The sequence below is a fragment of the Candidatus Pseudomonas phytovorans genome, assembly GCA_029202525.1.
Classification (GTDB): Bacteria; Pseudomonadota; Gammaproteobacteria; order Pseudomonadales; family Pseudomonadaceae; genus Aquipseudomonas; species Aquipseudomonas phytovorans.
Window position 1 is genome coordinate 1,752,158 of sequence record CP119325.1, and the last position, 17,620, is coordinate 1,769,777.

Here is a 17,620-nt window from a genome sequence, read left to right on the forward strand (position 1 = left end):
CTTGCCATGGCCAAGCTTCAGGGGCGGAACGTTCATGCGGATAGCAGCGAACTTTCCCACGGCATTCAGTTATTCAGACCCATGTATTCAGTGTGAGGCAAGTGGAAACTTGAACGGCCTTTAATTTATTGGATTCATGGTTGAAAGATGAATATCACAACTGGGCAGGAAGAACTACCGGTAGAGGAACTGGACCTGGTGTCCAAAGTGAAAATGTTGCCGGAACGGTATTTTTCATTCATTGAAAGCCGGCTGGACGGGGGGCAGCAAATTGGCAGTTTGCTGACGGCTGATAATTTGAAAGTCATCAAGCGGTACGTCAATACCGTCAATCAGTTACCCCGGACACAGCTGGAAATCGAGAGGGAAGTTGATTACGCAGCCCTGGGGATCGAGGCATCGATGGTCAATGACCTTTATGTGGCACTGCACCGGCATGCCTGTGAGTGGGACATACTGGAGCGCAGCATAAAACAGTTGGGGCCAGAAGTTGAATTGTTTGCTGAAAGCCTGGTGCTGCGTGGCAGTAGCCTGTTGGAGAACCTTGAAAGCAGCGACGTCTTCATGGCGATCAGCAAGCGCAAGGCCGAGCAGGGCGATGATGTTTACACCGTGCAGTTGAGTGAGGAAGAGCAAGCGCAGATCGCCAGTGTGCTGACCCCCGGCATTTCCGAACTGGTCAGGGAAATTGAAGGCACTCGGCGGCGTATCGATGACGTCGATGCCCGCGCGAACTGGTTTAACAATGAAATCAAGCGGGAGCTGAAACCGCGCATGGGGCGCTTGTTGAAGCACTTCGATGAGAGGGTGTCCCATGAGGAAACGCTGCAAAAGCGCAGGCAGCTAGATCAGTGGGACGAGCAGATCGAGCAGTTGAAGTCCGAGTACGATGCCAATGTGGGTTACGCGTTCACCGGTATCTTGCTTGGGCCGGTTGGCCTGGTGATTACCGGCGGCGTGTTTGGCCACAAGGCAGAAAATATCAGGGCCACGAAGAATGTGCTGATTGAAAGGCGTGACGAATTGGCGCGTGCGTTGGGCAAGGTGGAGCCAGCCCTGAACGACTTCGAACGGGTGACTACCTTGGTCAGAGACTTGCAGTTCAGGTGCAAGGACCTCTCGGCGGCAACCAGGCGGTTGGCCGATGTGTGGTTATTCCTCGCCTCGTACGCCAATAACTCTGTCAATGAAGCCAAAGAGCTGAGCACCGTTTCCCAGCTTGAATCCTTTGTGCATGATTTTTCAGAGGTAATCAAACCGTGGACAAAGATAGGCGGTATCTGCCACGTGCTGTCCGAGTTGTTCAATGAGTTGATTGAAGAGTATGAGGAAGTCTGATATGGAAGTTGCTAATATTCAATCCGTCACACCGGATTTTGTGCAGATGCAGAAAGTGCAGGAACACATGTTCCAGCTCATGGAAAGCTGGGAGATGAACGTGCTTCCAGCCGCGCGCGAGCAACTGGATGAACTGCGCTCCCTGATGCTGGCTGTCGAGCGCGCGTTCAAGGAGAGCCTGATAGGCGGTATCACGTTGCTGGACGAGCGGGACTTCGTAACGGGGAATGAGGGCGCCGTTGCGCACCAAAGGCTTGCCAGTGTGCTGGAACGCTTGAGCCAGCATCATGCGCATCTGGTCAGGAAAAATTTGCGGTTGGAGCTGTTCTCTCTATCAGCCCTTGTCGACTCACTGGCAGCGTTGGCGGAACGAACGGCTGGCCTTCAGGGGCAGGCGGTCGCCTTCGATCAACGGTTGGAGCAGCTGCAACAACAGCGGGCAGATATCGTCCAGGCGATCGAGGTTTTTGAAAAACCTTCGGTTGCCAGCGCACTGAAGGGCCTCATCCCGAGTGATGACGAAATTGATCAGATAATGGGATTGATCACTGACCCTAAATTCGACGCCGGCCTGCTTAAGGTCGTGACGCAAAAACTTGCCAGCCACGCTGATGCGCTGGAGGGGGCCAAGACATTCAGCGACCTGGGTAAAGCCCGTGCCCGGCTTGATGCAAAAATCGAGGAAGCGCTGGGCGACCAACAGCAGGTACAGCGAACTTTGAAGGCGGCGCAGGATGAGGTGGAGGCGGTCAAGGCTTTGTCAGCGGTTGAGTCTTTGAAGAACGACTGGCTGCGCGAGCTTCGCCTGACGGAGCTGGAGTGGCAGGCGCAGGCCACAAAACTCAACGCGGCAATGGATCTGGAAGCTGCCACGGTCGCGCTGAAAGACCTGTGCGATTACCTGAAGGTTGTACAGTTGATGTACGACCGCAGTTGATCGTCTTCAGCGGACGATAACCTTGCAGTCGAAGGTTTGCACCGGGGCGACGTCTGCGGCCCATGGCTGCTGGTAGACCAGTACCAGTCGCCCATCCCCGGTGCTGCTGGCCTGGAAGCGCCAGGTGGAGACGCCGGCGCTACCGACTACGTCCTCCTCTTCGGGGGCGCTATAGACCTCCGGGCCGAGGCTGCGGAGCACGCTTGACGCGGCATTTTCGACACGCCAGCGGTAGCCCGTGGACGGGTTGCCAGGCAAGCTCAGGGTCAGTGCCTGGCCTACCTGCAGCCGCGTCGGGCATTCACTTTCGGCGTCCAGTTCGACGGGCTGCGTGGGTTGTTGTGCGCAGGCAGAAAGCAGGGCGAAGCTCAGGGGAACGAGCAGACGAGGGGCGGTCATGTTGGCTCCAGAGGCTGGCGATGCCTGAGGATAACCGATGCTGCCGGGTTTTTGTGTTGCCTGTGCTGGCCTCTTCGCGGGCTTGCCCGCTCCCACAGGTACTGCACAGTATTCGGAAACTGTGATTTCCCTGTGGGAGCGGGCGAGCCCGCGAAAGGGCCGGTACAGGCTAGAACAGGACTTTGGCCACGTCGGCAAAGCGCTTGGCGAAATGCACTGTCAGGCCTTCGCGCAGGTACTCCGGCAGTTCTTCGAAGTCGCCGCGGTTAGGCTCCGGCAAGATTAGTTCGAAGATCTTCTGCCGCCGCGCCGCAATCACTTTCTCGCGCACACCGCCAATCGGCAGCACCTGGCCGGTGAGGGTCAACTCGCCAGTCATCGCTACGCCTTTCTTGGGTATCTGATCGCGGGCGAGCGACAACAGGGCGCTGGCCATGGTGACGCCAGCGCTTGGGCCGTCCTTGGGGGTGGCGCCTTCAGGCACATGCAGATGGATGAAGGCTTCATTGAAGAAACCCGGGTCACCGCCAAATTGCTTGAGGTTGGCGCTGACGTAGCTGTAGGCAATTTCGGCCGACTCCTTCATCACGTCCCCCAGCTTGCCGGTCAGCTTGAACCCCCGGTTGAGGGTATGGATGCGGGTTGCCTCGATCGGCAGCGTGGCACCGCCCATGCTGGTCCAGGCCAGGCCGGTGATCACACCTTTGCCAGCCAGTACCTGCTCACTGCGGAACACCGGCATGCCCAGTGCGGCTTCCAGGTCTTTGGTGCCGATCTTCAGCTTGGCCTCTGGGTTTTCCAGCAGCTTGACCACGGCCTTGCGCACCAGCTTGCCCAGTTGCTTCTCCAACTGGCGCACGCCCGCCTCGCGGGCATAGCCATCGATCACCAGGCGCAGGGCGCTGTCGCTGATGCTGAGGCTGGTCTTGGCAACACCCGCTTTTTCCAGCTGCTTGGGCCACAGGTGACGCTTGGCGATGGCCAGTTTTTCCTCGGTGATATAGCCGGACAGGCGGATCACTTCCATGCGGTCAAGCAACGGCCCGGGGATCGAGTCGAGGGTATTGGCGGTGCACACGAACAGCACCTTGGAGAGGTCCAGGCGCAGGTCAAGGTAGTGGTCGAGGAAGTCGACGTTCTGCTCCGGGTCGAGGGTTTCCAGCAATGCCGAGGCCGGGTCGCCCTGGTAGCTCTGGCCCATCTTGTCGATTTCGTCGAGCATGATGACCGGGTTCATCACTTCGACCTCTTTCAGGGCCTGTACCAGCTTGCCGGGCTGGGCGCCGATGTAGGTACGGCGGTGGCCTTTGATTTCCGCCTCGTCACGCATGCCGCCGACGCTGAAACGATAGAACGGCCGGCCAAGCGATTCGGCGATGGATTTGCCGATGCTGGTCTTGCCCACCCCGGGCGGGCCTACCAGCAGCACGATCGAGCCGCTGATCTCGCCTTTCCAGGCACCCACGGCGAGGAATTCGAGGATACGTTCCTTTATGTCGTCGAGGCCGGCATGATACTGGTCGAGGACTTTGCGGGCATGCTGCAGGTCGAGCTTGTCCTTGCCGTATACGCCCCATGGCAGGGCGGTTGCCCATTCGAGGTAGTTGCGGGTGACGGCGTACTCGGGCGAACCGGTTTCGAGAATGGCCAGTTTGCCCATCTCTTCATCGAGGCGCTTGCGCGCCTGGGGCGGCAGGGTCTTGCCTTGCAGGCGCTGTTCGAACTGTTCGAGGTCGGCGCTGCGGTCGTCCTTGGTCAGGCCCAGCTCCTGCTGGATGACCTTGAGTTGCTCCTTGAGGAAGAACTCACGCTGGTGCTCGCCGATCTGGCGGTTGACCTCGGCAGAGATCTCGTTCTGCAGGCGCGCGACTTCCACCTCTTTGCGCAGCATCGGCAGCACCTTTTCCATGCGCTTGAGCATGGGCACGCAGTCGAGCACTTCCTGCAACTGGTTGCCGGTGGCCGAGGTCAGCGCAGCGGCGAAGTCGGTGAGCGGTGACGGGTCGTTGGGGCTGAAGCGGTTGAGGTAGTTCTTCAGCTCTTCGCTGTACAGCGGGTTGAGCGGCAGCAGTTCCTTGATCGCGTTGATCAGGGCCATGCCGTAGGCCTTGACCTCGTCGGTCGGCTCGGCGGACTGGCGCGGGTATTCGACTTCGACCAGGTAGGGCGGGCGGTGGTGCTTGAGCCAGTTGCGGATGCGTACCCGGCTCAGGCCCTGGGCGACGAACTGCAGTTTGCCGTTTTCACGGCTGGCATGGTGCACCTTGACCAGCGTGCCGTACTGCGGCAGGGCCGAGGTGTCGAAATGGCGGTGGTCTTCTGGCGGAGTGTCCATGAAGAACAGCGCCAGGCAGTGGTCCGGGGACTTGGCCACCAGGTCAAGTGTTTCGGCCCAAGGTTCTTCATTGACGATGACTGGCAGGACCTGGGCCGGGAAGAACGGGCGGTTGTGGATCGGGATCACGTAGACCTTGTCCGGCAGTTGCTGGCCGGGCAGGGCGAGGGCGTGGCCGGGTTCGGCCTGGGTGGTGTGCTCGACTTCGCTGTGTTCGTCGGGGTGTTCCGGGAAATCCTGCTGGTCGCTCATGGGGCACCTGCGTGAATGGCTATGGTGCTTAGATGGGGCGGGGGTGGTTCGGTTTCAATGGTAGACCAAGGCAGCAGGGGAGAGGCTTCATCTTTGGGTGCCTGTACTGGCCTCATCGCCGGCACAGGTGAATGAGCCCCTGAGGAGGGGCTCGGTAGCTTTACTCAGCCAGTTTGTAAGCGATGATGTAATCGCCCATCTTCGTGCCCAGCGAGCCATGGCCGCCGGCGGTCACCAGCACATACTGCTTGCCATCCTTGCCGGTGTAGGTCATCGGCGTGGCTTGGCCACCTGCCGGCAGGCGGGCACTCCACAGTTCCTTGCCGTTGTTCACGTCATAGGCGCGCAGGTACTGGTCGAGGGTGCCGCTGAGGAAGCCGACGCCACCGGCGGTGACGATCGATCCGCCCATGCTCGGCACGCCAACCGGCAGGCCGATCGGTACCGGGGTGCTGTCACGGGTGGTGCCGTTCTTGTGCTTCCACACCACCTTGTTGGTGAACAGGTCGATGGCGGCAACATAGCCCCAGGCCGGGGCCTGGCACGGTACGCCCAGCGGCGACATGAACGGGTGCATGGTCACCGCGTACGGCGCGCCGGTATTCGGCTGCACGCCGCTGGTTTCGCTTTCGCGCTTGCTGCCTTCGGCCACCTGCTCGCGCGGCACCATCTTCGACACGAAGGCCATGTAGTTGGGCGAGGTGAACAGCAGTTGGCGCACCGGGTCGACCGACACGCTGCCCCAGTTGAACACCCCCACGTTGCCTGGGTAGATCAGCGAACCCTGCTCGGACGGTGGGGTGTACTGGCCTTCGTAGCGCAGCTCGCGGAACTGGATGCGGCACAGCAGCTGGTCGAACGGCGTCGCGCCCCACATGGCCTGCTCAGTCAGCTCGGGGCCGAGCAGGTTGAGGTCGGAGCGGGCCTGGGTCGGCGAGGTGTGATCGCCCTTTACCGCGCCTTGCGGAGTAGGGATTTCGCGGATCGGCACAATCGGCGTACCGTCGCGGCGGTCGAGCACGTACAGGCTGCCTTGCTTGGTCGGCACGATGACCGCAGGTTTTACGCCGTCGTCAGTCTTCAGGTGGACCAGAGTCGGCTGGCTGCCCACGTCCATGTCCCACAGGTCGTGGTGGGTGAACTGGTAGTTCCAGCGGGCCTTGCCGGTGGCCAGGTCAAGGGCTACCACGCCGGCGCTGTATTTCTCGGCGCCGGGGGTGCGGTCTGCCCCCCACTGGTCCGGGGTCTGGTTGCCCAGCGGCAGGTAGATCATGCCAAGGTCTTCGTCGACGCTGGCGATCGACCACATGTTGGCCGAGTTGCGGCTGTACAGCTTGCCGGCAGCCAGTGGCTTGGTGTCGTCCGGGTTGTTGCTGTCCCAGTTCCACACCAGGTGGCCATCGTGCACGTCGTAGGCGCGGATCACGCCGGACGGCTCGTTGGTCGACTCGTTGTCGGTGACGTGGCCACCGATGATCACCAGGTCACGGGTGACTGCAGCGGGCGAGGTGGAGTAGTAGCCGCCGGCAGTGAATGGGCCGATGCCGGTGGTCAGGTCGATCACGCCTTGGTTGGCGAAACCTTCGCACACCTTGCCGTTATCGGCGTTGATGGCAATTAGGCGGGCATCTGCGGTGGGCAGGTAGAGGCGGCGCGGGCAGGCCTGTGCCACGGCCTGGCCGGCGTCGGTAATTTTCGGCGCCGGGCTGCCGTCGCGGCTGACGTAGCGGTTTTCGTCATAGTACGAAACACCGCGGCAGGTCATGTGGGCAAAGCCCTTGAAGGTGCCGGTCGGGCTCTTGACCTGCGGGTCATAGCGCCAGATCTCTGCGCCGGTGTCCGGGTCCAGGGCCAGTACGCGGCTGTGTGCGGTGCAGGCGTAGAGCATGCCGTTGACCTTCAACGGGGTGTTCTGGTTGGTCAGCTCCACCGGGTCGTTTTCAGTCGGCAGGTCACCGGTGCGGATACGCCAGGCTTCTTCCAGGCGGTAGGCATTCTGCGGGGTGATCTGGCGCAGCGGCGAATAGCGGTCGCCATGCTCGGTGCGGCCATAGGCCTGCCATTCGCCATCGGGCATGGCCGGGGCGGCGCTGGCCATTTCGCTGCTTTCGCGACCCACTTCACCGAACACTTCGCCGGGGTGGGTGAACTGACTGGCGATTGCGCAAGCACCCGAAGCGACCACTGCAACGCTGAGCAAAGCGGTATTGGCTTTGACGGCAGGGCCGATCAGCGGGCGACGTGCCCATGGCAGCAACAGCACTACGCCGATGGCAAACCAGATGGCCAGGCGTGGCACCAGTTGCCACCAGTCCAGGCCCACTTCAAGCAAGGCCCACGCGGTGCTGCCCAGCAGCACCAGGCCGTACAGGCCAAGGGCAATGCGGCGCTGGGCCAGCAGCAGAATGCCCGAGACGGCAAAGCCGATGCCGGCGATCAGGTAATACAGCGATCCGCCCAGTTGGCTCAGCTTGATACCGCCGGCCAACAGGGCCAGGCCCATCAGTAGCAGCAACGCGCCGATCAGGCGAGGTAGCCAGCGGCTTCCTTGGTTGGCACCTTCAGTGCTCATCGTAGGTTCTCCGTCAGGTCGATAAAGGGGTTAGAAACTGCTCTGGATCTTCAGGCCACCGACCAGGGCGCCATCGACCTGCGACACCCCGCCCGGGTGGCGGATGTACTGCAGGTTGGGGCGTACCGTGAGCCAGTCGGCCAGATGGATGCCGTAGTACAGCTCGGCGCTGTACTCGGTGTCCTGCACGGGCAGGAAGCCGGGGTTGTCGTAGTCGTAGAGGCCGGCGGCCTGGTTGGCCAGGCGGGCGTTCTTGCGGTAGGCAGGGTTGACGTGCACGCGGGCCAGGGCGAACCCGATGTCGTCCTTGGCGCGGGCGTCGAAAGGCCCTTTGTATACCAGTCCTGCCTGCACATAGTTGTCGATGGCATTGGTCTTCTTGTCGTGCACCGTGGCGTTGGCGAACAGGCTCAGGCCACGCGACTGGTCGGATGCCAGCGAAGTTACCTGCTGCTGGGCGCCGAGCCACATGCCGTGCTTGCTCGAACTGCTGCGGTAGGCGGCGCCGCTGAGGGCGGCCGGCTGGCCGTTGCTGTCCTTGAGAACATCCTGTGCCTTGGCATTACTGTAGTAGTAGCCGGCGCGATATTCCCCTTTCAGGCCTTGGATACGTGGGGTCCATACCAGTTCGACCGGCATCACCGCGCCCTGGGTGCCGCTGCCGCTGAGCTTGAAGCCGTTGCCAGATTCGAGGTTGGAGGGGTTCTGCTCGAACACCCCGACCTGGGTGTAAAGCTCGTCGCTGAGGTTGTAGCGTACGCGCAGCGCCCACTGGCTGACCGGCCAGTTGTACCAGATGCCACCCACCCAGTTGCCCACCTGCGAGCCACAGAAGGCCAGGTTCTGGAAGTCGCAAGGGAAGCTGTTGAAGTCCTCGCCTTCGCCGAAGCGGCCGAATTTCACGTCAAGCGCGCCGTCGAAGTATTTCTGCTTGATCCACATCTGCGTCAGCCGCCAGGTTTCGCCACGGCCCCAGACTTCCTGGGCCGAGGTGAAGCCGCCCACGCGCGGGTCGTTGATGCGGTCGTTGCTGATGTTGTCGCCGTGGCGCTCGGTGATGGTCAGCTGCAATTCGGTGTCTTGCCAGCCGAGGATCTTCTCCAGATCCAGATGGCTGCCAAAGGTGAACTGGTCACTGTAGCGTGCGGCACGGTCGTGGTCGTAGCCGCCGTGCAGGTTGCTGCCCATCTCGCCGGTGTAGCCGAGGGTGAAGTCGTAGCCTTTTTCCAGCAATTCGCTGCGAGTGCCGCCCCAGTCTCCCAGCATCCACGGGGAATCACTGGCGAACATTTCGCTGGCGCTGACGGGTGTCGCCAAGGCGCTGAGGGCGAGGCCGATGTAACAGGTTTTGGGCAGTCGGAGCATGAGATAGCGCTATCTTTTGATTATTGAAAAAAACGGCAAGCGCATCGAAGGGCGGGGCCTTCAATGGATATGGCGACTAGATGGTCAAGGTGAAGCGATTCAGCTTCAGGCGGGGAGGATATAGCGGAAGTTGTAAGAAAAAAAGACAATTTGTCGCAGTTGATTGTTGCTCACCGGGTAACAGTCAATACCGGCGCTCAAAATCTGAAAGCTTGCCAGAACTCTGTGGGAGCGGGCATGCCCGCGAACACCGGCGGAGCCGGTGCCATCCACCTCGTTGGATTCTTCGCGGGCATGCCCGCTCCCACAGATGCTCGTTCGCAATTAGAAGGTGGTACGCAGTCCCACTTCCACGCTACGCCCGGGTGCTGGCGCGATATCGCGCAGGATCGAGCTGGCATAACGCACGGTCTGGTCGGTCAGGTTTTCGCCGCGCACAAACGCCAGCCACTGGCTCTGGCCAACTTCGAAGCGATAGCCAACGCTCGCCCCCAGCGTGGTGTAGCCATCTGTGCTGGTTTCGTTGGCCGGTTTGCGCTGCTGCGACGCGGCATGCTGCAGATCAACCCGCGCCTGCCAGCGGTCCAGCTCCCAGACCAACCCGCTGTTAAGGCGCAGTGGAGCGATGCGTGGCAGCGGTTCGCCGCTGTCGAGGTTCTTGGCCCGGGTGTAGTCACCGGACAACTCCAGCGCGAAGCTGCCGTAACGGTTCTCGACCAGTTGCCAGCGGTCCTGGGCTTCGATGCCATAGAAGCGCGCCCGCACGCCTTGGTACTGGTATTCCGGGAAGCCATCGTGGTCATGATCGTGGTCGTGGTCATCCTCGCCGTGGTCGTGGTCATGCCCGCCCTCGCGCAGGTTGCCGGTGCCGATCAGCCCGATGTAGTTGCGGAAGTGGCTGTAGAACACGCCGACACTGCCCTTGTGGGTGCCGTTGTCGAAGCGCAGCGCAAGGTCGGCGGAAATGGCCTTTTCCTTGTTCAGGCTGGCATCGCCGACTTCATAGGCACCGGTGGCCACGTGCGCGCCATTGGCGTACAGCTCGTAAAACGTCGGGGCGCGCTCGGTGTAGCCGAGGTTGGCGGCCAGCGACCAGATCGGATCAAGCTGGTACACCGCACCTGAGGAAAGGCTGAAGGCATTGAAGCTGCTGGCGCTGTCGGCATCGACGAAGTTTTCATTGCCTTTGGCATCCGGGTCTACCCGGGTGTGCTCCAGGCGAGCGCCCAGGCTCAGGTTCAGCCGCTCTGTGGCCTGCCATTGCTCCAGCATGAACAGCGCCACGCTGTCGGTATTGGTGTGTGGGACGAAAGCCTCTTCACCCAAGGCGGAGAATTCGTTGCGGCTGACCTGGGCACCAATCACACCCTCCACCGGGCCGAGCGGTTGGTGGCGGGCTTCGATACGTGCTTCGTAGCCTTTGTTCTTGAAGGTGGTGTGCACCTCGCCTTCTTCGATCTCACTGTGTTCGTAGTCGGTATAGCCAGCATCGACCTTGACCGAACTGAACGGGCCGTCCAGGTCACGCAGCTCGGAGGCGAAGGCGTAGTGGTCCTGTTTCATGTCCAGGCGCACACCGGATTCGGCCACCGAGCCGTAATTGCTGTCGTAGCGGCTGTACGACAGGCCGGCGTAACCGTGATCCCAGTGATAGGCACCACCGACTGCACCGCCGTCCTGGCGGCCGTCACTGTTTTCCAGCCGGTGTTTGCTGCCAGGCTCATCGGCATCACGCACCTTGGCACTGCGGGCATACCCGGGGATGCGCAGGTCGTTGAACTGACGGCTGTTGGCATCCAGGTGCAGGGCGAAGGTACCGTTGCCCGCCTCCAGCTTGCCGGCGCTGCTGCGGGTGGTGTCGGCGCCACCGTAGCGCAGTTCACCAGCGCCGTGGATGCCGTCGATGGGCGCGTCCGGGATGCGGTTGTCGAAGGTGTTGACCACGCCACCGATGGCGTTGCCGCCATAAAGCAGGGCGGCCGGGCCACGGACGATCTCGACGCGGTCGACGGTGACCGGGTCCAGCGGCACGGCATGGTCGTAAGACAGCGACGAGGCATCCAGCGCGCCGACGCCATTGCGCAGGATGCGGATGCGGTCGCCATCCAGGCCACGGATCACCGGGCGGCTGGCGCCAGGGCCAAACCAGGTAGAGGCGACACCGGGCTGCTTGTTCAGGGTTTCACCCAGGCTACCGTGCTGTTGTTGCAGCAGGTTGTCGCCTTCGAGCACGGTGCTGGGGGCGGCCAGCTGGCGGTTGCCCAGCGGATTGGCGGTAATGACCTGAGGTTCGAGTTCCACGGCCTGGCTGGGCGATGCAGCCAGCCAGAGCGCGACAGCAAGAGGGGAGAGGCGGAGCGGTGAGTACAGCATGGGGATGGGGCGTTCCTTGGCAGATGCTTTATAGTGTTACAACATAACATAACTATTTCAGCACAGAGGTTTTGCCCTTGGCCAGCATTTTTTCTGTCGACTTGACGCATCCCACCCGCCACTACACTCGTGTAAGGTGCGCATCTTTCCTACGGAGCACAGCATGAGCACGGCCCAACACAACGCGCTGCACGGCAAGACCCTTGAACAGATCCTTACCGAGCTGGTGGCGCACTACCAATGGCAGGGCCTGGCCGAGCGCATCGATGTGCGTTGCTTCAAGAGCAACCCCAGCATCAAGTCCAGCCTGGCTTTTTTGCGCAAAACGCCGTGGGCGCGGGAAAAGGTCGAGCAGCTGTATGTGAAGCTGCAGCGCAAGGCCTGACATGCCACGCCGCCCCTGGCTGACCGGCATGGCTGTGCTGGGCTGGTTCGGCCTGACCGTGCAGCTGTACCTGGTGTTGCTGGCACGCTGGCAGGAACAGGCCAGCCTGATTGGCGGCCTGATCAATGTGTTCGGCTACTTCACCGTGTTGACCAACACCTTGGTGGCGACGGTGCTCAGTTATGCGGCGTTCGGTCGTGAAGGCCGAGCCAAGCGCTTTTTTCTGTCACCGTCGGTGAGTGCTGCCGTGGCAGCCAGCATCGTGCTGGTGGCGCTGGCCTACAGCGTGTTGCTCCGCCACTTGTGGCAACCGCAGGGCTGGCAGTGGCTGGCGGACGAGTTGCTGCACGACGTGATGCCGGTGCTGTATGCCCTGTATTGGTGGCACGAAGTGCCCAAGGGTAGGCTGCGGCTATGGCACTTGCTGGTCTGGGCGTTGTACCCGGCGGTGTACTTCGCCTATGCGCTGTGGCGGGGGAGCGAGATTGGCGTGTATGCCTATCCGTTCATCGACGTGGCGAGCCTGGGGTATGGGCAGGTGATGCTCAATGCCCTGGGCGTGCTGGCGGGGTTCTGGGGGATCGGGCTGGTGTTGCTGGGGCTGGATCGGTGGCGGGGAACGCAGAGGTTTGCCTAGCCTTGTGCCGGCCTCTTCGCGGGCGCGCCCGCTCCCACATGTTGACCACAGCCCTCACCAGCGCTGCAGTACCTGTGGGAGCGGGCATGCCCGCGAAGAGGCCGGAACAGGCGATATCAATCACTCGTCGTCCGCAGTCCCATCGGCCCGCCAGTAGGCTGCAGCCTTCAGCGCATCCTCGGGTACGCCTTTCTCCTGCAACAACGTCTTGGCCTGGCGGGTGAGGGATTTTTCCAGCGCCACCCAGGCATACAACCGGCCTTGCGGCAAGGTCAGGTTCTTCACCAGCGCCAGCAAATCTTCCTGCTGGCGCCGTACCCAGATCACTTCCACCTGTGCCTTGCTCGGCAGCGGCTGGCGCTCCTGCTCATCTTCAATCTGGATCACCGCCAGCACCTGGCGGCCAGCCGGCAGTTCGTCCAACCGGCGACCAATCGCCGGAATGGCGGTTTCATCACCGATCAGCAGGTAGCTGTCGAAAATATCCGGCACCACCAGCGACGCCCGTGGCCCGGCGATGTCCAGGGTTTGCCCCGGTGTGGCCTGGGCCGCCCAGGTGGAGGCAGGGCCATCACCGTGCAGCACGAAGTCGATGTCCATTTCATTGGCCACCAGGTCGATGCGCCGTGGCGTGTATTCGCGCATGGTGGGTCGCGCGCCACCGTCCCGGCCCAGGTTACGGGCCTCGATGGCCTGTTGTTGCTCCGGCGTTTCGGCGAACAGCAACTTGATGTGGTCGTCACTGCCGACGCTGGTGAAACCTTGCAGTTCGGCCCCGCCGAGGGTGATGCGGCGCATGCGTGGGGTGAGTTCAGTGACCCGCAGTACTTGCAGGCGGCGTTGACGGATCTCGTGGTTGACGCGGTGGATGGTGTCACTCATGGGAAGTCTCCCTGACAGGTTCGGCCGGCCCGGTGGCGATGGCCTTGGCGGTATGGTTGAGCAAGTCGCGGACCCGTTGGATTTCTTCCGGTGTCCAGCGGCCGCTGTGCATGTGCAGTGCATGGCGCAGGTTGCCGACCGCTTCATGGATCTCTGGCGGGCGGTCGTGGCCGCGCAGGGCGCGCTTGCTGACTTCGATGCGCATGCGCACGCCGTCCAGCGCGACAGCCTGCTCGGCCAGGGCGCTGCGGCCGGCGTCGGTGATGGCATACAAGCGCTTGCTGCCCTGCACCTGGCCGCTGATCAGCTCGGCCTCCTCAAGAAAGTTCAGTGTGGGGTAGATCACCCCAGGGCTAGGGCTGTAGCTGCCGTCGAACAGGTTTTCGATCTGGCGGATCAGGTCGTAGCCGTGGCCGGGCTGCTCGCCGAGCAGGTCCAGCATCAGCAGCTTGAGGTCACCGGGGGCAAACACGCGGGGGCCGCGCTCGCCACGGCCGGGGCGCCGCTCAAAAGGGTCATGGGGGGTATGTTCACGCATGGGGATAGGGCTCCTTCTTTGCGATATATCGTAAGATATTACTCAAGATATATCTAAAGACAAGCCCTTAATTGCAGATGATTATCATCTAGTTGTTCGATGCGTCCCCTTTAGCCGTGGATGTGTTTACTGCGACTTGAGGCGATTTGCACTCGTTTGGATTGCCTGGCTGCAGGTACGGCATAAGGATCGGGGCCATGCCCTTGAGCACCTGCACCGGTAGCGCCGAGGTGAATTTGAACGCTTCCGCCGAACGCCCTGGGACAAAGGCGGTAAGGGTGCCGAAGTGGTTGTCGCCCAGGAAGAACACGAAGGTGGCGGTGCGGTTTAGCGAGCGCGAGCCAATCAGCCGCCCGCCAGCGCCGAAGCTTTCGATGCGGTTGTCACCGGTACCGGTCTTGCCACCCATCACCAATGGCGTGCCGTCTTGCAGCTTGAAGCTGCCGGAAATACGCCGCGCAGTGCCTGCATCTACCACTTGCGACATGGCGCCTTTAAGCGCACGCGCCACCTCCACCGGCAGAATCCGCACCCCCCGGTCCGGGTCGGTAATCAACTTGGTCTCATAAGGTGTGTTGGCTGCAAAGTGCAGGGTGTCGATGCGCAGGGTGGGCAGGCGAATACCGTCGTTCTGGATGATGCCGACCAGTTCCGAGAGGGCGGCAGGGCGGTCGCCCGAGCTGCCGATGGCGGTGGCCAGCGAAGGCACCAGGTGGTCGAACGGATAGCCTACGCGTTTCCAGCGCTGGTGAATGTCGAGGAAGGCTTCGATCTCGACCATGGTACGGATGCGGCTGTCGCGGGCGCCCTGGTGGCGGCTCTTGAACAGCCAGCTGTACACCTCCTGGCGCTCGAAGTGGCTGGCGTTGACCATTTCGGTCAGGGTCGAGTTCGGGTTCTTCAGCAGGTAGCCCAGCAACCAAAGGTCCAGCGGGTGAACCTTGGCAATGTAGCCCTGATCGGGCAGGTCGTACTTGCCTGGGCCATAGGAATCGTACATCTCAGACAGACGACCGTCGGTCAGCTTGCCCAAGGCAACCTTGTCGCCCTTGAGGTGGGCACGTACGAAGGCATTGAAGGTTTCCTGCCCTGCTTCGGGGAACAGGTAGCGGTGTACCGCCGCCAGCCGCTGCGGGGTCACGCGCATGCTGTCGAGGAAGGTATCCAGGCGCTGCTGCGAAGTCTTGCGCTGGTATTTCTTCCAGAAACGCATCAGGTAGTTGGTGCCTTCCTTGTCGGCGAAGCGGGCCAGGTATTCCTGGCGGCGAGGGTCGGCGTCATCCTTGAGCAACGGCACGCGGTTGAATGGCTGCTGGTAGGTCACGTAGCGCACCAGGTCGCGCATCAGGCGGATGAACGGCAGGTTGATCGATTCGCGCAGCGCATCCTTGAGCGTCGGGTTGCGGTTGTTGTCTTCCTTGCGGAAGTTGTTGAACACGTGCATGCCACCGCCTGTGAAGAAGGCTTCACCGGTATTGGCGGAGTATTTGCGCTCCAGCGCGGCGTCGAGCATGGCGTCCAGGCTCTGGTTCTTGCTGTTCTGCGTCAGCCACTCCAGCGACCACTGGGTGATGCGGTCGAGTTCGGCGACATCGACCTTCTTCAGCTCGGCAGCGGGCTTGCCGGCGTACTTGTCGTGCAGTTCGGCGATGATTTCCAGGTACGTGGTAAGCACCCGCAGCTTGGCGGTGGAGCCCAGTTCGAGCTTGCTGCCTTCGTTGATGTCGAAAGGTTGGTTGGTGCTGTCGGTTTGCACCCGTACCCGCGAGCCGTCGGCGGTGCGCTCGAACAGGGTGAAGCTGTAGCTCACCTGATCGGTGGTCTTGGAGGTGAGCAGGCGCTCGCCGATCAGGCCCATCTGCGCGGCAAACGCCGGGTCGGCAAGGTTTTTCAGGTACTGGCTGACTTGCAGCTGCAGGTCGGCCTGCAGGGTACTGGTGGCCGAAACATCAAGGCGGTCGAGGTCGTAAAGTGGGCGGTTGAGCATGGCCGCCAGGCGGTTGCGCGCCAGGCTGATGCCTTTGTTGGTGACAATCGGCACGATGGTCGGCTGAGCGACCCAGTCGCGGTATACCGCCTTGCTGGCCAGCGCGGCATCGGCCAGTGGCTGCTCGATCACATTGTTGGCGGCAAGTACCCGGATGTGCGAATCGGTGAGTTCGGCCAACTCGACCCGGCCCTTGGACAAGTAGTGTGATGGGCGGCGCTGGGCGATCATCAGCGACATCACCTGGCGCAGGGCGAGGCCGCGTGCGGCCATGCTTTCGGCGTCACTGGCAGTGGAATTCAGGGCTTGGTTGACCTGGTCGAAATCGGCGCCGTACCACACCCGCAAGCCTTCGGCCATGCCGTGCACTTCGCCGTGCCCGGGCACCGCCGACAGCGGCACACTGTTGAGGTAGTCGCGCACGATGCGCTGGCGTGCCTCGGTGGTATCAGGCCCGCCCTGGTAGGCGCGCACGCTGGCTGAAATCATCTGGCGGATTTTTTCGGCACCCGACACGGTCAGGCCGTCCGGTGAGTGACGGTACTTTTCCAGTTGCGTGGCCAGGGTGCTACCGCCTGCGGACTGGCCAGGCAACGCAAGGTACTTGGCAATCTGGCTGTAGGCGGCCTTGGCGAAGCGTGGCCAGTCCACGGCCGGGTTGTTGCGCGGGTCCTGGGTATCGAGCAGGTCGCGGTTTTCGATGAACAACAGGCTGTTGACCATCACTGGCGGGATGGCGGCAAAGTCTGGGTACAGGTGCTGTGGATAGTTGTACTGGTACAGCGTGTCGCCGCGGCAGTCGGTGATCGACAGGCCGGCCTGAATTTTCTCGATATAGGGTGCGAACAGCCCATGATCGACGTAGTTCATCAGCGCGGGTGAGAATTTCACCTGCTCCGTGATCAGGTAGTCGCGCTTGAGCAGGCGTGGCAGGAATTCGCCCAGCGCGCTATAGCCCAGGCGCCTGTCGAATGGCCCTTCACCGGGGTAGACGATTGCATCACTGGGGCCGGGCTCCAGCGAGTAGGTCAGCGTACCGGCCAGTTTGCTGAACTCGCGCGATTGCAGTTCGGAGGTGCGGAATTCGTCATACGCAGCGAAACCAATGGCGACCAGCGCCACCAGCAGGATGAGGATGATCAGCCGCCACCATAGCCGACGCTGACGGGGGGACTTGGGTTGTGGCGTCTCGGCCGGAGGTATCTCGGGTGCTTCCGTTCTGCTTGGTTCCGATTGCCACAGTGCGCCCATAGTCTTCAATCCGGCCAGGTGTTTTCGTCTTGCTTGTCTGAAGCTTAGACGTTGAGCGGATGAGGTGAAAAATTTGTAGGAAGTGGAGAAAAGTCGCGTAGGGCTATGCGGCTTTGGTGTGGGTTTCTTCACGCGGCGATGTTGCTAAGGTGCAGCGGCTCCAGAAAACTCGCTGATTATTCCTGTATATACAGCGAAAATCCCTACATCGGTCTTCCTATACTGCTCGCCCCCTTCGCCCTGCCGGGCGCTCTATCCCGGCACACGGGCCGGCCCACGAGGCCAGCCTGGCAAGCCAACGTCACGCCTATCGGCATGACCGGTGCTGCACGAAGGTCAAATCCAATAACAAAATGAGGTTGTATTGCT

At 61.7% G+C, this 17,620-nt stretch carries 12 protein-coding genes; 4 read left to right on the top strand and 8 right to left on the bottom strand.

The features are described 5' to 3' along the window. The first annotated feature begins 147 nt into the window (after nucleotides 1-147). A complete protein-coding gene (locus P0Y58_07805; GenBank protein ID WEK32092.1) occupies nucleotides 148-1,338 on the top strand; it encodes an alpha-xenorhabdolysin family binary toxin subunit A in 1,191 nt (396 codons plus the stop codon). 1 nt (nucleotide 1,339) lies between these two features. Beyond that, on the top strand, nucleotides 1,340-2,275 hold the full coding sequence (locus P0Y58_07810; GenBank protein WEK32093.1) for an alpha-xenorhabdolysin family binary toxin subunit B: 936 nt from the start codon (nucleotides 1,340-1,342) through the stop codon (nucleotides 2,273-2,275). A 6-nt stretch (nucleotides 2,276-2,281) separates the two neighbouring features. Here P0Y58_07810 and P0Y58_07815 read toward each other — a convergent pair whose 3' ends face one another. From P0Y58_07815 to P0Y58_07835, 5 genes are all read right to left on the bottom strand, one after another. Beyond that, entirely contained in the window at nucleotides 2,282-2,674 is a 393-nt protein-coding gene (locus P0Y58_07815) for a protease inhibitor I42 family protein (GenBank protein ID WEK32094.1), read from the bottom strand. A 169-nt stretch (nucleotides 2,675-2,843) separates the two neighbouring features. After that, nucleotides 2,844-5,261, bottom strand: a complete 2,418-nt coding sequence (gene lon / locus P0Y58_07820; protein WEK32095.1) for an endopeptidase La — start codon at nucleotides 5,259-5,261, stop codon at nucleotides 2,844-2,846. 160 nt (nucleotides 5,262-5,421) lie between these two features. Further along, nucleotides 5,422-7,833: a glucose/quinate/shikimate family membrane-bound PQQ-dependent dehydrogenase gene (locus P0Y58_07825; protein WEK32096.1), complete on the bottom strand. Its 2,412-nt coding sequence runs from the start codon at nucleotides 7,831-7,833 to the stop codon at nucleotides 5,422-5,424. Nucleotides 7,834-7,863: 30 nt separating this feature from the next. Beyond that, nucleotides 7,864-9,198 carry a carbohydrate porin gene (locus P0Y58_07830; protein WEK32097.1) on the bottom strand — a complete coding sequence of 445 codons (1,335 nt, stop codon included), beginning with the start codon at nucleotides 9,196-9,198 and terminating at the stop codon, nucleotides 7,864-7,866. 324 nt (nucleotides 9,199-9,522) lie between these two features. Beyond that, complete coding sequence (locus P0Y58_07835; protein ID WEK32098.1) at nucleotides 9,523-11,571, bottom strand: TonB-dependent receptor; 2,049 nt, start codon at nucleotides 11,569-11,571, stop codon at nucleotides 9,523-9,525. Nucleotides 11,572-11,734: 163 nt separating this feature from the next. On the opposite strand from P0Y58_07835, the gene P0Y58_07840 reads away from it, so the two are divergent. Together P0Y58_07840 and P0Y58_07845 are read left to right on the top strand one after the other, a co-directional pair. Next, a complete protein-coding gene (locus tag P0Y58_07840) occupies nucleotides 11,735-11,956 on the top strand; it encodes a VF530 family protein (GenBank protein WEK32099.1) in 222 nt (73 codons plus the stop codon). Nucleotide 11,957: 1 nt separating this feature from the next. Beyond that, on the top strand, nucleotides 11,958-12,593 hold the full coding sequence (locus P0Y58_07845; GenBank protein WEK32100.1) for a Pr6Pr family membrane protein: 636 nt from the start codon (nucleotides 11,958-11,960) through the stop codon (nucleotides 12,591-12,593). A 120-nt stretch (nucleotides 12,594-12,713) separates the two neighbouring features. Here the strand turns inward: P0Y58_07845 and P0Y58_07850 are convergent, their stop codons facing one another. The 3 genes from P0Y58_07850 to P0Y58_07860 all read right to left on the bottom strand — a co-directional run bounded on the left by P0Y58_07850 (nucleotide 12,714) and on the right by P0Y58_07860 (nucleotide 17,251). Further along, the gene (locus P0Y58_07850; protein WEK32101.1) at nucleotides 12,714-13,475 is read right to left on the bottom strand and encodes a siderophore-interacting protein; all 762 of its coding nucleotides are present in this window, start codon (nucleotides 13,473-13,475) and stop codon (nucleotides 12,714-12,716) included. Beyond that, a complete protein-coding gene (locus tag P0Y58_07855) occupies nucleotides 13,468-14,013 on the bottom strand; it encodes a PadR family transcriptional regulator (protein WEK32102.1) in 546 nt (181 codons plus the stop codon). The genes P0Y58_07850 and P0Y58_07855 overlap by 8 nt, the downstream gene beginning before the upstream one ends. An 88-nt stretch (nucleotides 14,014-14,101) precedes the next feature. After that, on the bottom strand, nucleotides 14,102-17,251 hold the full coding sequence (locus P0Y58_07860; protein WEK32103.1) for a transglycosylase domain-containing protein: 3,150 nt from the start codon (nucleotides 17,249-17,251) through the stop codon (nucleotides 14,102-14,104). Nucleotides 17,252-17,620 lie beyond the last annotated feature (369 nt).

What these genes read in the sequence shown, in the direction of transcription:
- lon (WEK32095.1), bottom strand. Translation starts at nt 5,261, where the DNA reads ATGAGCGACCAGCAGGATTTCCCGGAACACCCCGACGAACACAGCGAA.
- P0Y58_07835 (WEK32098.1), bottom strand. Translation starts at nt 11,571, where the DNA reads ATGCTGTACTCACCGCTCCGCCTCTCCCCTCTTGCTGTCGCGCTCTGG.
- P0Y58_07850 (WEK32101.1), bottom strand. Translation starts at nt 13,475, where the DNA reads ATGAGTGACACCATCCACCGCGTCAACCACGAGATCCGTCAACGCCGC.
- P0Y58_07830 (WEK32097.1), bottom strand. Translation starts at nt 9,198, where the DNA reads ATGCTCCGACTGCCCAAAACCTGTTACATCGGCCTCGCCCTCAGCGCC.
- P0Y58_07860 (WEK32103.1), bottom strand. Translation starts at nt 17,251, where the DNA reads ATGGGCGCACTGTGGCAATCGGAACCAAGCAGAACGGAAGCACCCGAG.
- P0Y58_07825 (WEK32096.1), bottom strand. Translation starts at nt 7,833, where the DNA reads ATGAGCACTGAAGGTGCCAACCAAGGAAGCCGCTGGCTACCTCGCCTG.
- P0Y58_07815 (WEK32094.1), bottom strand. Translation starts at nt 2,674, where the DNA reads ATGACCGCCCCTCGTCTGCTCGTTCCCCTGAGCTTCGCCCTGCTTTCT.
- P0Y58_07840 (WEK32099.1), top strand. Translation starts at nt 11,735, where the DNA reads ATGAGCACGGCCCAACACAACGCGCTGCACGGCAAGACCCTTGAACAG.
- P0Y58_07810 (WEK32093.1), top strand. Translation starts at nt 1,340, where the DNA reads ATGGAAGTTGCTAATATTCAATCCGTCACACCGGATTTTGTGCAGATG.
- P0Y58_07845 (WEK32100.1), top strand. Translation starts at nt 11,958, where the DNA reads ATGCCACGCCGCCCCTGGCTGACCGGCATGGCTGTGCTGGGCTGGTTC.
- P0Y58_07805 (WEK32092.1), top strand. Translation starts at nt 148, where the DNA reads ATGAATATCACAACTGGGCAGGAAGAACTACCGGTAGAGGAACTGGAC.
- P0Y58_07855 (WEK32102.1), bottom strand. Translation starts at nt 14,013, where the DNA reads ATGCGTGAACATACCCCCCATGACCCTTTTGAGCGGCGCCCCGGCCGT.